Consider the following 15294-nt stretch of genomic DNA (forward strand, 5'->3'; position numbering starts at 1 on the left):
CATGATAAAAAATACAATATATCTGCTATTAATTACAACGTTATTGAGTGCCTGCAGCACCACTAAGTACTTGCCGCCCGGCGAAAAACTATATACCGGGCACAAGGTTAAGGTTGACGGCAAAGACATAAGCAACAAAGAGGAAAAGAAACTGAGCGAAGATTTGAAGGGATTGTTACGCCCAAAACCAAATTCGTCTATATTAGGCTTGCGGGTAAAACTATGGGTGTATTACAAAACCTACACAACCAAAACAAAGGGCTTTAAACATTGGCTGAATACAAAATTTGGCGAACCGCCTGTACTGGTAAGCTCGGTTGATTTGCAAAAGAACAGTGATATATTACAAAACAGGTTACAAAATAAAGGATATTTTCAGGCGTTGGTAAGCGGCGACACCGTTGGCAAAGAGAGAACCGCCAAAGCAGAATATATGGCCGTCCCTGGTCCCGGTTATAAAATCCGGAACATTAACTTCCCTACAGGCAACGAGAGCCTGGATACAGCTATAGCCGGAACAAGTGATGAAACGCTATTGAAAAATGGGGAAAATTATGACCTGGATGTAATTAAGGCCGAGCGTTTGCGTATAGATGCGCGTTTAAAGGAAAAAGGCTTTTACTACTTCGCCCCCGAAGATATTATCATGAGGGTTGACAGTACGGTTGCCGGCCACCAGGTAGATATGTTTGTTGCCGTGAAACCCGAAACAGCCGAGCGAGACCGTAAAATTTACACCATAAACGACATTTATGTTTACCCGAGTTATTCATTAAGGGATACCTCCCTGCATTTGGATAAGGCTGTGCCATACCGCTGGTATAATGTTGTAGAGAAAAGGAAGAAAAAAACCATACGGCCGATGGCCTTTAAAAACACCGTTCTGCTTCGGCCGGGTGAAGTTTATAATCGTACTGAGCATAATAACTCACTTAACCGCTTTATAAACCTGGGGCCTTACAAGTTTGTAAAGAACAGGTTTGACCCGGTTGCAGGCGATTCTGCAAAGTTGGATGTATTTTATTTTTTAACGCCTCACAAACGAAAATCAATACAAGTTGAGGTATTGGGTCGTACAAACTCGGCCAATTTTACTGGTACGCAATTAAACATAAATTGGCGTAACCGTAATGCTTTTAAAGGCGCGGAATTGCTTACCCTTACCGCCTTTGGTAGTACCGACGTGCAGATATCCGGGCAAAACGGCGGATTTAATGTATACCAGCTGGGTGGACAGATGCGCCTTACCTGGCCGCGCTTTATCGCTCCTTTTAATATAAAATCAGATAACGCTTATATACCCCATACGCATCTTACACTGGGATACACTTTGATCAACCGTACTAAATTGTACACCCTGAATTCGTTCAATGGTTCATTCGGGTATGAGTGGAAACAGAATATCCGTAAAAACCACGAACTGAACCTCATTAATATTACCTATGTAAACCCGGTAAACGTAACGCAATTGTACCAGGATAGTATCAAAAAAAATGGTAACCCTGCCCTTCAACATGTTATAGACCGCCAATTTACTTTTGGCCCGAGCTATAGTTATACTTACACCAATACGAACGAAAGTTACCGGACCAACACGATGTACTACAATGCACGTATAGGGCTTTCAGGTAATTTGTTCGGTCTTTTAAGCGGGGCTGATACATTGGCAGGTAAAGTACGTACAATATTTGGCACACCATTTAATCAATACGTTAAGCTGGAGAATGACTTTAGATTTTACCACAAGGTTGGCCTTAACAGCAGCATTGCTACGCGCCTGATGGTAGGTGTTGGCATACCTTACGGCAACTCGACATTAATGCCGTACAGCCAGCAGTTTTTTATTGGCGGATCTAACAGTTTACGTGGTTTCAGGGCAAGGTCAATCGGTCCCGGTACTTTTTACGCGGGCAATACAACCGCTACAGACGGATTCCTGCCCGACCAGGCAGGCGATATCCGGATTGAGGCAAATCTAGAGTACCGCCCCAAATTATTCAGCATAATATACGGCGCCGTGTTTGTAGATGCAGGTAACATTTGGCTAATGCGCGACCCGCTACGTAACGGAAGGGCGTTTGGCAAAACGTTTTTAAAAGAAATAGCCGCTGACGCCGGTGTAGGTATACGTGCGGATGTTACTGTACTTGTAGTACGGGCAGACATCGCCTTCCCTATCCGCAAGCCTTGGCTGCCTGACGGTCAGCGATGGGTGTTGGATAAGATTGACTTTGGAAGCAGCGCCTGGCGCCGGGAAAACTTAGTGTTTAATATAGCGATTGGATATCCTTTTTAATAAGCATTTATTGGTTGCAGAATCTATTACGCTGAAGCCAGAAAACTATTTAAGGTGTTAACATTTTTCACGGCGTCGCCCATGGTATTATTAAAATACGCGTATACTGTTTTGCCTTCTTCTAACCAATCGCGGATATAGGTGGCATATTCATACAAATAATCATCGGTATAACTTCCGCGGTAGCCGCCGTTGGGGCCGTGGAAACGCAAAAAAACGAATTTCGTCCTCGGATCAGTAGTTGGTGTAGCAGAGGCTGGCATATCATGATATACCATTGCCATGTTGAATTTATCAAGCATTTCATAAACATCGCCCATATACCATGACTTGTGCCTGAACTCTACCGCCGTATCCCATTGCTTATCGGGATCGCAACTGCGAATAATGCTTAATAAATATTCCATTTTATGCAGCTTGTTTACCTGTATAGAAGGCGGAAATTGTATCAGCAAACTGCCCTTCTTTTCACGGGCATTATCAATTACCTGCATAAAACGCTCTACATCCTTCGGCTTAAACTCAAGTTCTTTTTGATGGGTGATCTCACGCCATAGTTTGAAAGTGAAACGAAAATCACCGGGCACATCATCAGCCCATTTTTTTATAGTTGTTGGCATAGGCACTTTATAAAAAGTGCAGTTTTGCTCCACGCTGTTAAACATGCTGGCGTAATAATTCAGCCGGCTTTTGTTTCGGAAAGCCTCGGGATAAAATTGTTTGTTACGAACAGGAAGTTCGATATTACTTGTGCCCGAATAAAATTTTGCAGCCATGTAAAATAGTAAGCTAACATAATGCCAGATTAAAGGAGTTACTAAAATGGCTTTAGCGTTAACGTTTTTTAGATCTATATGGCCAATCAATACATCCGCCTCAAATATAAACCGCAAAACTGCTAACTAACCTTTACTTTTGCGGCATGACCAAACATACCATTCCGTTACAGATTCTTGACCTGCACGATGACGGCTTCCACCCCATTATTGATGTAACGTTGTATGGCAATAGCTTCAAACTTGTATTGGATACCGGCGCATCTAAGACCGCGTTTGACAAAACGCTGTTAGCCGAAGCCAACGCCGACGCTCTTATATCGGCCACCGACAAATTGTCAACCGGCCTTGGTACCAACAGTATGGAATCATACACCGCCATCATAACCGACCTTTACATCGGTGATTTAAAAATTGACGAGTTTGAAGTGGCAGTGCTTGACCTGTCAACCATTAACATAGCTTACGAGCAAATGGCCCATCCGCAGGTACTGGGTGTTTTAGGTGGCGATATACTGATGAAGTATCAAGCAATTATAGATTATGGGAAGAAGAGGCTCGTGCTAAAAGTCTCGTAGATTAATTGCACCGCGCATATTTCAACGATAATCTTTTGGTTTAATCTTAAATTTCGAACACACAAAAAAGCCCTCCATAATGGAAGGCTCTAATTCTTAGTTCTTTTTATTACGTAAAACTACGTGTCAATACGCGCGTATTTAGCGTTCTTCTCAATAAACTCGCGGCGCGGCGCTACCTCGTCGCCCATCAGCATACTAAATGTATGATCGCATTCGGCCGCGTTTTCTATACTGGCTTGTTTTAGTGTACGGGTTGCCGGGTTCATGGTAGTTTCCCATAACTGTTCGGCGTTCATCTCACCCAAACCTTTGTAACGTTGTACATGTACGCTATCTTCCTTACCGGCACCCTTAAGGCGTTGTATGGCATTGTCGCGCTGCTCATCATTCCAGCAATACTCCTGCTCCTTACCTTTTTTAACCAGGTACAGTGGCGGCGAAGCTATGTATACATAGCCAAACTCAACTAACTCTTTCATATAACGGAAAAAGAAAGTTAAAATAAGCGTGGTGATGTGTGAACCGTCAACGTCAGCATCCGTCATAATCACGATTTTGTGGTATCGCAGCTTGGTTATATTAAGGGCTTTATCGTCTTCAGGAGTTCCGATGCTTACGCCAAGCGCGGTAAACATATTCTTGATCTCCTCGTTCTCGTATATTTTATGCTCCATGGCTTTTTCCACGTTCAGAATTTTACCACGTAACGGTAAAATTGCCTGCGTATCGCGGTTACGCCCTTGCTTGGCAGTACCACCTGCCGAGTCACCTTCCACCAGGTATATTTCGCATAATGCAGGGTCGCTGTTCGCGCAGTCAGCCAGTTTCCCCGGTAGTCCTGAACCGCCCATTACATTCTTACGCTGTACCATCTCGCGGGCTTTACGCGCAGCGGCACGTGCTGTTGCGGCCAGTATCACCTTTTGCACTATCATACGGGCCTCTTTAGGGTTTTCCTCCAGATAGTTTGATAGTATTTCACCTACAGCTACGTTAACGGCACCGCTTACCTCGCTGTTGCCCAGCTTGGTTTTGGTTTGTCCCTCAAATTGCGGCTCCGCAACTTTAACAGATATAACGGCAGTGAGCCCTTCACGAAAATCATCCCCTGTTATTTCTACCTTAACATTTTTAAGAAGGCCAGACTTATCCGCGTAAGCTTTTAATGTACGGGTTAAACCCATACGGAAACCGGCTACGTGCGTGCCGCCTTCAATAGTATTTATATTATTAACGTATGAGTGTACGTTCTCTGAGTAGCTGTCATTATACTGCAAAGCCAGTTCAACAGGGATGCCTTGTTTCATCCCTTCTACATAAATCGGCTCCGGAATTATCGGGTTACGCGTGCCGTCCAGGAATTTAACGAACTCTTTAAGACCACCTTCTGAGAAAAACTCCTCTGAAGGGAATGTTCCATCTTCATTGGCGTCGCGTTCGTCGGTCAAGGTTAAACGTATACCCTTGTTAAGGAATGCCAGCTCGCGTAAACGGGCCGCAAGGGTATCATATTTATATTCAGTAGTAGTAGTAAATATTTCCGGGTCGGGCTGGAAGGTTTGTATGGTGCCTGTTTTATCAGATACACCAATTTCTTTCACCTCAAACAGGGGCTTACCACGCTCGTATTCTTGCGTGAATATTTTGCCCTCGCGATGAACCAGCGTTTTTACGTGCGTTGACAAAGCGTTAACGCAACTTACACCCACACCATGTAAACCGCCAGATACTTTGTAAGTATCCTTATCAAACTTACCGCCGGCGTGCAATACGGTCATTACAATTTCAAGCGCAGATTTGCCTTCCTTTTTGTTGATGCCGGTTGGTATACCGCGGCCGTTATCTGCAACAGTTATAGAGTTACCCGGATGTATGGTGACATTAATATCGGTACAATACCCTGCAAGCGCTTCGTCTATCGAGTTATCAACCACCTCATATACCAGGTGATGCAGGCCCTTTACGCCGGTATCGCCAATATACATTGACGGTCTTTTTCGCACCGCCTCAAGGCCTTCCAGTACTTGTATATTATCTGCCGAATAATTGGATCTGTCGGCTGATGTTTCGGGTTTGTCTTGTGATTCTTCTGATTGGTCTTCGATTTCTTCGCTCATAAGTATTTAAAACAATAACCTTCAAAATTACACAATTTATGCGGATAAACAGTAATGTTGATAAGTTGTGGAAGTGTGGAAACAACCGGCGTAAATGATTAGGATACTTAACAGTAAAGTTTATATTTGTGAAATTTTTTAAGACAACGATAATGACACATAAGGCTTCGATTTTTAGCAAACTGACACTGGGAATACTCGTGGCTGGCACAATTGCCGCTTGTAATCAAAATAAACCTGCTGCTGATAAACCGGCTGCTACAACAACTGCCAGCACGCCTGCAGCTACGCCTACCGCTACCATTGTGTACGTTCAGCAAGACTCGCTACTGGCTAAATATGGTTATGCTAAGGACCTGTCTGACCGCCTGCAAAAGAAAGGCCGTTCTGCCGAGAGTGATTTGGTTTCGCGTAAGCAAGCCTTTCAACGCGAAGTAGCCGAGTACCAAAAGGATGCAAACACCATGAGCGCTGAGCAGCGTGCACCTATTGAGCAAAGGCTTCAGCGTAAAGGACAGGAATTGCAAACATACGAGCAAAACGCTACCGCGCAATTTCAAAACGAATCGGGCAATGAAACTGAAAAACTATATAATAAAATTGTAGCCTTTACTAAAAAATACGCTAAAGAAAAGGGCTACAAAATGATCTTGACCCATTCAAAAGCAAATCCTATTATGTATTATGGTGATGAAAGCCTTGATGTAACTGCCGACGTAGTTAAAGGGCTGAACGCTGAATATGACAAAGAGAAGAAATAACTCTGCATGCAAACTGCAAATGCCCCGGTTGAGTAAACCGGGGCATTTTTGTTTTATCACAAGTCCTTTTCAACCTATATAACCGCATCAAAGCTATATTAAAGTGGAATCTATTGTACTACCCCCAAGGCTACAAGAATGCAGGTACTTATTTCCCTTTTTTTCAACGAGATTTACTCGTGCTCTTCCCCCCTATCAGGCTGAACAGGTGTAAAAAAGCCGTCTTGTAAATCGTCTATCTCCCTGCGGTCGCGTTTGGTGGGGCGACCGGTTCCGCGGTCGCGTTTAAGCACCGGCGCATGAAACATAGATTTAAAACTATGCGTTTCTTCTACCGGAGTAAGGTCTTCATAAAAGTTAACGGCTGTTTTGGCGTCTACCCTATTCTCCAGCATGCCGGTAACCTTTACTACTTTACGCTCTGCACCTTTAGCCACGTTATATACATCGCCCAACTTAACTTCATACGATGCTTTAAGATTTTGGCCATCTTTTTTTACACGCCCGGCCTTGCAGGCGTCTGACGCCAGGGTACGTGTCTTAAACAAGCGGATAGCCCACAAGTATTTGTCTATGCGTAGTTTTTCTTTTTCAGGCATGGTGCAAAGATAGTGTGGTTAAATTATAATTCGGCGGCCGGCTACAGCTTTGCTTTTCTCGAAACTGTTATAGCAAGTATTACCACTCAATAGCTCAAACTTTGTCTGCCGGATGGCATTTTTAATTAACATATCGGTTTTTTTATTAAGTGCAGATAAATGGAGATTTCCATATTGACAAATGCTCCCTATGACAGTGAATTCATTGTTACAAAAATAAAAATATGGTAAAGAAGCGTTACATCTAATCAGCCAAAAAAAATGTTTAATAAATTCGGGCAGTTCACTTAAACTTACATTTATAGCACCGTTGAAACGTTCACTTATGCCATTATTTGCCATATAATCTAACGCTTTTTTAGCCGGCTTATAATCATTATACTGATAAAGCCAGGCTCCACGGGTTTCTCCCAAGAAAAACAATTCCTTGACATCAAGGCGAAGCATAAGTTTTGTTAGTTGGATACCTAACATTTTAGCATGGCCCTTAGCTGATAATGATGGAAGTGTCAGGATATATGTATCATACACTTCGGGGTGTGTAAATTTATCCGTTTTATTATTTGATTGCGGGAACTCCGTAAATTTCAAAAGAAACTGTTTACGGGATATCTTTTGTATCATTTAACTATCATCAGGTATAAATAATAAGCATAAAATTAAAACATCCATTTAAAAAAACACCTTATACCTTTGCAGAAACTTATTTTATTCAATGGACGACAATAAATACCCTGAAGACACCGGACAGGACGATACAGAACAAGAGCAATACAGCGACGAATCCGGAGCTGTTGAAATATATTCCAAAAGTGCTATATGGGGCTTTACCATATTTTTCTCCATGATATTTGGCGGGGTACTGTTGATGCAAAATTTAAGGGCAGCAGGCTATAAAAAGGCGGGTAATGTGGTGTTACTATTTTCCATCATTTATACATTACTATCGTTCGCTATAGGTTTTGTTTTGGCGCCCGGAGTACGATATATTGGTGTCATCACAAATATTATCGGGGGTGCTGTGCTAACCGAATACTTTTATAACAAATATTTCCCTGACAATGACTATTACCCAAAACCCATCTGGCGCGCGCTGGGGGTGTCTATATTAATAGTTTTAATTATAGCGCTGATACTCGCCATGTTAATTGCGTCGGTACCCGGACTTAAAGAGCAGCTTGAAGCTATCAAATAACATCAACCAAACAATTGTCGGCGAAAATCCTTTAATTTGCCAAAAGATAATTTACATCAATGCTAGATCTTAAAAAACTTATAGAAGACGCCTGGGAAGACAGGAACCTGCTGCAATACAAAGAATATGCTGAGGCAATTCACACCGTTATTGAACGGCTTGATAAGGGCGAATACCGCGTTGCCGAAAGCATTGCCGGCCGCTGGCATACGCATGAGTGGTTAAAAAAAGCCGTTATTCTTTATTTCCCTATACGCGGAATGGAAAAAATAGAAGTTGGCCCCTTTGTGTTTCATGACAAAATGAAACTAAAAACCGACTACGCCGAAACAGGCGTACGGGTAGTTCCGCACGCTATTGCACGTTACGGAGCCCATTTGGCTAAGGGCGTTATCATGATGCCGTCATACGTAAATATAGGCGCCTTTGTTGATGAAGGAACCATGGTGGATACATGGGCAACTGTTGGTTCATGCGCGCAGATAGGCAAAAACGTACACTTAAGCGGCGGCGTAGGTATAGGCGGTGTTTTAGAACCGGTACAAGCTTCGCCGGTTATTATTGAAGATAACTGCTTCATCGGCTCAAGGGCAATAGTTGTTGAAGGTGTAGTTGTTGAAACCGAAGCTGTGTTAGGTGCCAATGTTGTTTTAACAGCCTCAACTAAAATAATTGACGTTACGGGACCTGAGCCTGTAGAATATAAAGGCCGTGTACCGGCACGCTCGGTAGTTATACCTGGCTCGTATACTAAAACTTTCCCGGCCGGTGATTACCAGGTTCCTTGCGCGCTGATTATTGGTCAACGTAAGGAATCTACCGATAAAAAAACGTCACTTAATGATGCTTTGCGTGAAAATAACGTAGCGGTTTAATTACACTATCGTTTAAATTGGACAAGAGATTTGTGATTGCTTGCAGTAATTCAAATCTCTTGTTGTTTATTGCAGGTTTCGTATTTTTATATAACATCAAACAGCCGCCTATCTTAATTCATTATCTGACATATAAAACTACAGACACATGAAGATATTGATAAGGTTACCTAACTGGCTTGGCGATGTAGTTATGAGCACTGCCTTTACGGCAGCAGTACGAGAGCGTTACCCGAATGCGTTGATTGATGTAATCATTAAAAAGGAACTTGGCAGCATTGCCTCACTCATACCAGGCATTAACCATATCCACCTTTTTTCAAAAAAAGAGTACAATGGACTAACAGGCGCTTACGCGTTTGGAAAAACCCTGCGCCGGCACCATTACGATGTTTTTTTCAGTTTGCCGTCATCCATATCTTCTGCCACTATGGGTTGGGCTACACAATCACGTAAGCGCGTAGGCTTTGGCAGCGAAGGTGGGTTCTTTTTACTGACAAACGTTTGCCGCCGACCTAAAAATGTACATCGCGCTACAGAGTACATAGCCCTGCTTGAGCAGTTTAGCGGGCAAACAGTAAATGATAGCGCTGTAAAATTACAGGCTGCCGAAACAGAGAAAGTCAACCGGCGGATCATCATAAACTTCAATTCAGAAGCTACGTCGCGACGTATGCCGGTTGATAAAGCTGTAGAGCTATTAGATGCTATCGCAGCTAACTTTAAAGATGCCACATTAACGCTGATAGGCGGACCAAAAGATATTACATATATAGATGAAGTAATTACGGCCTCGGTTAATACCGCCGGTATTGAAAATTACTGCGGCAAAACAGATTTAAAAGGCCTAGCAAGTCTGCTGGCATCCGGCTTGGTGTTGTTAAGTACAGATTCGGGGCCGGCCCATTTGGCCAACAGCATAGGGCTGCCTGTAGTAGCACTGTTTGGCGCCGGTAATGAGCTTAATACATCGCCTTTTAATAAACATAATTTAACAGTACTTAGGGCTGGTGAGCTAAGTTGCGAGCCTTGTGTACGCAACACCTGTAAATTATATGGCGTACCCAGGTGTATGCAATTACTTAGCAATAACCAGATCATACAATCATTAGCTAAATACATTAACAATGCTTAAAAACGAAGTTGCAAAGGCTTTAAAAGTAGTGCAGGAAGGCGGCATTATATTATACCCCACTGACACCATTTGGGGTATTGGCTGCGATGCTGCAAATACCGAAGCAGTTAAAAAAATATTCGCGCTGAAACAGCGGGAAGAAAGCAAGAGCATGATTATATTGCTGGATACGGATAATAAGCTGGAAAGCTACATAAAGGAAGTACCCGCGCTGGCTTATGACCTGATTGAATTTGCCGAAAACCCTTTAACGCTTGTAATGCCCGGCGCTAAAAATATATCGCCGGCTTTGATAGCTGCCGATGGCAGTGTGGGCGTGCGTGTAGTGAAACACTCTTTTTGTGAACAACTTATTCAACGTTTACGCCGGCCGCTGGTATCTACCTCTGCCAATACCAGTGGTGAGCCGTCACCACAATACTTTAGCATGGTAGAGCAAAGAATTATTGATGGGGTTGACTATGTGGTTGAACTGGAACAGGATAGTAAAGAAATAAAAAATCCTTCTACAATTATGCGGCTTTCGCCGGGCGGGCAATTTGAGTTTCTGCGCCGTTAATGCCGTTTTAAGGCTTTATTTTTTAAATTTGCCACACACACTGTACTTTGTCTTGATGGACATATACCGTAATGAAGGAACACCTGCGTCACCATATATTTAAAACCATCTCGGCATTAGCCGGAGACCTAAACATACAGGTTTACGCAATCGGCGGTTTTGTACGCGACCTTTTCCTTAGCCGTCCCTCAAAAGACATTGATATTGTGGTGATAGGCAATGGTATTGACTTTGCTACCGCCGTGGCAAATAAGTTGAAAGTTAAGCTGGCTGTTTTTAAAAATTTCGGCACCGCGCAACTAAAATACCAGGACCTTGAAGTTGAATTTGTTGGTGCACGCAGGGAGTCATACCGACGGGAATCCCGTAAACCCATTATTGAAAACGGCACGTTGGAAGACGACCAGAACCGCCGCGATTTTACAATTAACGCGCTGGCAGTTTCGCTTCACCCAAAAACCTACGGCGAACTGCTTGACCCATTTGGCGGCATTATGCATCTGCAGCAAAAGCTGATAAAAACACCGCTTGGTCCTGTTGAAACCTTTAGTGACGACCCTTTACGCATGATGCGTGCCATACGCTTTGCATCGCAACTTGGTTTTACTATTGACGAAGGTGCCTTAAAAGCCATTGAAAATAATGTGCACCGCATCTCCATCATCTCGCAGGAAAGAATAACCGATGAACTGAACAAAATAATACTTTCGCCTAAGCCATCGCTTGGATTTAATTACTTGTTTGATACCGGTTTGCTGCATAAGATATTTCCGCAAATGACAGCACTTTACGGGGTTGAGATACGCAACGGCAAAGGCCACAAAGACAACTTTTACCATACCTTGCAAGTGCTTGATAATATTTGTGAAGCAACGGATGATTTGTGGTTGCGCTGGGCAGCCATTTTACATGACATTGCCAAGCCGGCTACAAAACGATTTGAAACAGGGCATGGCTGGACATTTCACGGGCACGAGGACAAGGGTGCCCGTTGGGTACCTAAAATATTTGCACAATTGAAACTCCCGCTTAATGAGAAAATGAGGCTGGTGCAAAAGCTGGTACAATTACATTTGCGCCCGATAGTGTTATCGCAATCCATAGTTACCGACTCGGCTGTGAGACGTTTGCTTTTTGAAGCAGGTGATGATATTGACGCACTGATGTTGTTGTGTAAAGCAGACATTACTACAAAAAATGAATATAAAATAAAAAAATACCGCAACAACTTTGAGTTGGTTCAGCAGAAGCTAAAAGATGTAGAGGAGCGCGATAGCATACGTAACTGGCAACCCCCGGTAACAGGTAATGATATTATGGAAATATTTGGACTAAAGGAGGGCCGCGAAGTAGGAATTATAAAAAATCAGATACGCGAAGCAATCCTTGAAGGCGAAATACCCAACTCCCGTGAGGCTGCCCTGAAATTTACTGTAGCCAAGGGTGAAGAAATTGGCTTAAAAGTTGTGGCGAAAATCGATTGAATTAAAACATTATTATTTTTGACTAAAAAAAAATTATAACACAAATGGCACTATACAGATTCAGGATCACTTTTGAAGATTACGACGATGTAGTAAGAGAAATTGACGTAAAGTCAAACCAAACCTTTCTTGATCTGCATTACGCAATCCACAAATCAACCGGGTACAATCCTGAATACTCTTCATCATTTTACATCAGTAATGACCAATGGATAAAAGGCGAAGAAATTACTTATTTGCCCAACCAGCGCAGAATAGACCGTGGCGTACCACTGATGGAAAAAGTTAAACTAAGCAGCTTTATTGATGACCCGCATCAAAAATTTTATTATACATTTAATTTCGACCGTCCGTTTGACTTTCATGTCGAATTAATGAAAATCATTTTGGAAGAAGCCCCGGGTGTAACCTACCCTCAAGTGGTAAAATCTGCAGGCGAGGCTCCAAAACAGTTTGGTAACGCGTTTAATCCTGATGCGCTTGCAGCAGCATCGGCATCAACCGACGAGTTTGATTTTTTAAATGAACAGGGCGACTACAATCCTGAGGATACTGAAGATTTTTCGGAAGTTGACGAGACCGGTGAGGCCGTCGGTGGCGAAGAGGAACAGGAAGAAGATGAATTTGGAGATGAATTTTCAGACAACGAGGGTTTTGAGGACGAGCGCAGCGGACGGGATGACTATTAATTGTGGTCATATCGGTAGCGGTAATCCATAATCTGGTAGTAACCAATCCTGACGGAACTTATCGGATTTTGATATTAAATAAGGATATGGATTATTAATTATGGACACAATGCCTAAAACCCTTGTTGTAATTGCCGGACCTACAGCTGTTGGTAAAACAGACGTGGCAATTAAACTGGCGAGGCATTTAGACACGGTTGTGATATCGGCCGACTCCCGGCAGTTTTATAAAGAAATGTCTATAGGCACGGCCAAACCTACGCCACAGGAACTAGCAGAGGTTAAACACTATTTTATAGATTCGCATTCGGTTACCCACAGTTTTACCGTTGGGGCATATGAAAAACAAGTTTTGCAGCTGCTGGACGAACTTTTTAAAATGCACGATAAAGTGATACTGGCTGGTGGATCAGGTCTTTTCATAAAAGCTGTGTGTGAAGGGTTTGACGATCTTCCCTCCGCCCCGCCTGAAATACGGCAAAAACTTAACGAGGAATTTGAAGAGAAAGGCATAACTTATTTACAGGACAGGCTAAAGATTGCAGATCCTGATTACTATAATGAGGCCGATCTGGATAATCCACGACGGCTTATCCGGGCGCTTGAGGTTTTTGAGGTTACCGGTAAACCGTTTTCTTCATTTCGCATGGCGGCAGCATCCCCCCGCCCTTTTAATTGCATAAAAATTGGCTTAAGCCTGCCGCGGGATATTTTATATGAGCGTATTAACCGCCGGGTTGATGTAATGATTGAGCAGGGCCTGGTTGATGAAGCCCGCACATTGTTAAACTACCGGTACTATAATGCACTGGATACTGTAGGCTATGCAGAATTGTTTGAATATTTTGACGGCAAAACTGATTTACAAACGGCAATTTCACTCATAAAACAAAACACACGCCGTTTTGCCAAACGGCAGCTCACCTGGTTCAGGCGCGATCCGGAGATCAAATGGTTTGATATTTCGCAGCCTGAATTTCTTAATCGTGTATTATCCGTTGTAGACAACACTTAACATTTGCTAATATATTTTATTTAAGTGAACTGCCTTTGCAATTCGCACTTAAGTTCATATTTTTAGCCACCTTAATTGTAAAACTAAATGTCGAAGAAAATAGCATTAATAACAGGAGTAACCGGTCAGGACGGAGCTTATCTTACTGAGCTTTTATTGAGTAAAGGTTATGAAGTGCACGGTATCAAACGCCGCAGCTCTTTATTCAACACTGACAGGATTGACCACTTGTACCAGGACCCGCATGATATTGGTCGTAATCTGATACTCCATTATGGCGACTTAAGTGACTCTACCAACCTAATACGCATTATACAACAAGTACAGCCTGACGAAATATATAACCTGGGCGCAATGTCGCACGTGAAGGTGAGTTTTGACACGCCTGAGTATACCGCCAACGCCGATGGCATAGGTACGCTACGCATTTTAGAGGCTGTCCGTATTTTGGGCCTTACCAAAAAAACCCGCATTTACCAGGCATCGACATCAGAGTTGTACGGTTTGGTGCAAGCTGTACCACAAAGTGAAACCACGCCTTTTTACCCACGCTCACCTTACGCGGTAGCCAAGCTGTATGCATATTGGATAACAGTAAATTACCGCGAAGCGTACGGCATGTATGCCTGCAACGGCATTTTGTTTAACCATGAGAGCCCGCTACGCGGCGAAACTTTTGTTACCCGTAAAATTACCCGCGGCGCCGCCAAAATAGCTATGGGACTGCAAGACAAGTTGTATTTAGGCAACCTTGATGCACAACGCGATTGGGGCCACGCCAAAGACTATGTAGAGGCAATGTACCGGATTTTACAACAGGATGTTGCTGAAGATTATGTAATTGCTACAGGCGTTACCACTGCCGTGCGCGAATTTGTGCGTATGGCTTTCGCCGAAACCGGTATAGTTGTTGAATTTAAGGGTGAAGGTGATAAGGAAAAGGGCTATGTGGTTAGCTGCTCAAACTCTGCTTACCAGCTGCCTGTTGGAAAAGAGGTAGTGGCGGTTGATCCTAAATACTTCAGGCCAACTGAGGTCGATTTATTAATTGGCGACCCTGCAAAGTCACAAAACCAACTTAACTGGAAACCAAAATACGATCTAAAAGGTTTAGTACAGGAGATGGTAGCCGCGGATATCACATTATTTGAAAAAGAAAAATTACTTAAAGATTCGGGCTACGTCATCAAAAACCAGTACGAATAAGCTTTA

General features: G+C 43.0%; 15 protein-coding genes. 11 read left to right on the plus strand and 4 right to left on the minus strand.

Annotated features, from left to right (window positions below; translation table 11 throughout):
- The first annotated feature begins 1 nt into the window (after position 1).
- On the plus strand, positions 2-2296 hold the full coding sequence (gene tamL / locus DJ568_RS01500; protein WP_114003459.1) for a translocation and assembly module lipoprotein TamL: 2295 nt from the start codon (positions 2-4) through the stop codon (positions 2294-2296).
- Between the two features lie 26 nt (positions 2297-2322).
- On the opposite strand, the gene DJ568_RS01505 is transcribed toward tamL, so the two are convergent.
- Positions 2323-3072 carry a DUF72 domain-containing protein gene (locus tag DJ568_RS01505; RefSeq protein ID WP_114003797.1) on the minus strand — a complete coding sequence of 250 codons (750 nt, stop codon included), beginning with the start codon at positions 3070-3072 and terminating at the stop codon, positions 2323-2325.
- Between the two features lie 146 nt (positions 3073-3218).
- Here DJ568_RS01505 and DJ568_RS01510 point away from each other — a divergent pair, with 146 nt between their 5' ends.
- On the plus strand, positions 3219-3650 hold the full coding sequence (locus DJ568_RS01510; protein ID WP_114003460.1) for a retropepsin-like aspartic protease: 432 nt from the start codon (positions 3219-3221) through the stop codon (positions 3648-3650).
- A 119-nt stretch (positions 3651-3769) separates the two neighbouring features.
- On the opposite strand, the gene gyrB is transcribed toward DJ568_RS01510, so the two are convergent.
- On the minus strand, positions 3770-5770 hold the full coding sequence (gyrB, locus tag DJ568_RS01515; RefSeq protein WP_114003461.1) for a DNA topoisomerase (ATP-hydrolyzing) subunit B: 2001 nt from the start codon (positions 5768-5770) through the stop codon (positions 3770-3772).
- A gap of 152 nt (positions 5771-5922) precedes the next feature.
- Between gyrB and DJ568_RS01520 the strand changes: the two genes are divergently transcribed.
- Positions 5923-6531, plus strand: coding sequence for an OmpH family outer membrane protein (locus DJ568_RS01520; RefSeq protein WP_114003462.1), 609 nt, complete (start codon positions 5923-5925; stop codon positions 6529-6531).
- A 173-nt stretch (positions 6532-6704) separates the two neighbouring features.
- Here the strand turns inward: DJ568_RS01520 and DJ568_RS01525 are convergent, their stop codons facing one another.
- Complete coding sequence (locus DJ568_RS01525; RefSeq protein ID WP_114003463.1) at positions 6705-7130, minus strand: RNA-binding S4 domain-containing protein; 426 nt, start codon at positions 7128-7130, stop codon at positions 6705-6707.
- A gap of 18 nt (positions 7131-7148) precedes the next feature.
- Positions 7149-7754 (minus strand): hypothetical protein, encoded by a 606-nt coding sequence (locus DJ568_RS01530; protein WP_114003464.1) that lies wholly within the window; start codon positions 7752-7754, stop codon positions 7149-7151.
- A gap of 91 nt (positions 7755-7845) precedes the next feature.
- On the opposite strand from DJ568_RS01530, the gene DJ568_RS01535 reads away from it, so the two are divergent.
- The 8 genes from DJ568_RS01535 (at position 7846) to gmd (ending at position 15288) form a co-directional block, all read left to right on the plus strand.
- Complete coding sequence (locus DJ568_RS01535) at positions 7846-8325, plus strand: hypothetical protein (RefSeq protein ID WP_114003465.1); 480 nt, start codon at positions 7846-7848, stop codon at positions 8323-8325.
- Between the two features lie 59 nt (positions 8326-8384).
- A complete protein-coding gene (locus DJ568_RS01540; protein WP_114003466.1) occupies positions 8385-9200 on the plus strand; it encodes a 2,3,4,5-tetrahydropyridine-2,6-dicarboxylate N-succinyltransferase in 816 nt (271 codons plus the stop codon).
- Positions 9201-9348: 148 nt separating this feature from the next.
- Positions 9349-10335 (plus strand): glycosyltransferase family 9 protein, encoded by a 987-nt coding sequence (locus tag DJ568_RS01545; protein WP_114003467.1) that lies wholly within the window; start codon positions 9349-9351, stop codon positions 10333-10335.
- A complete protein-coding gene (locus DJ568_RS01550; RefSeq protein ID WP_114003468.1) occupies positions 10328-10894 on the plus strand; it encodes an L-threonylcarbamoyladenylate synthase in 567 nt (188 codons plus the stop codon). The genes DJ568_RS01545 and DJ568_RS01550 overlap by 8 nt, the downstream gene beginning before the upstream one ends.
- Before the next feature lie 71 nt (positions 10895-10965).
- Entirely contained in the window at positions 10966-12378 is a 1413-nt protein-coding gene (locus DJ568_RS01555; protein WP_114003469.1) for a CCA tRNA nucleotidyltransferase, read from the plus strand.
- A gap of 44 nt (positions 12379-12422) precedes the next feature.
- Entirely contained in the window at positions 12423-13067 is a 645-nt protein-coding gene (locus DJ568_RS01560) for an IS1096 element passenger TnpR family protein (protein WP_114003470.1), read from the plus strand.
- Positions 13068-13176: 109 nt separating this feature from the next.
- Positions 13177-14082: a tRNA (adenosine(37)-N6)-dimethylallyltransferase MiaA gene (gene miaA / locus DJ568_RS01565; RefSeq protein WP_114003798.1), complete on the plus strand. Its 906-nt coding sequence runs from the start codon at positions 13177-13179 to the stop codon at positions 14080-14082.
- A gap of 87 nt (positions 14083-14169) precedes the next feature.
- Positions 14170-15288, plus strand: coding sequence for a GDP-mannose 4,6-dehydratase (gene gmd, locus DJ568_RS01570; RefSeq protein ID WP_114003471.1), 1119 nt, complete (start codon positions 14170-14172; stop codon positions 15286-15288).
- Positions 15289-15294: the final 6 nt, after the last annotated feature.

It is taken from the genome of Mucilaginibacter hurinus (assembly GCF_003324525.1).
In the GTDB taxonomy this organism is placed as follows: domain Bacteria; phylum Bacteroidota; class Bacteroidia; order Sphingobacteriales; family Sphingobacteriaceae; genus Mucilaginibacter; species Mucilaginibacter hurinus.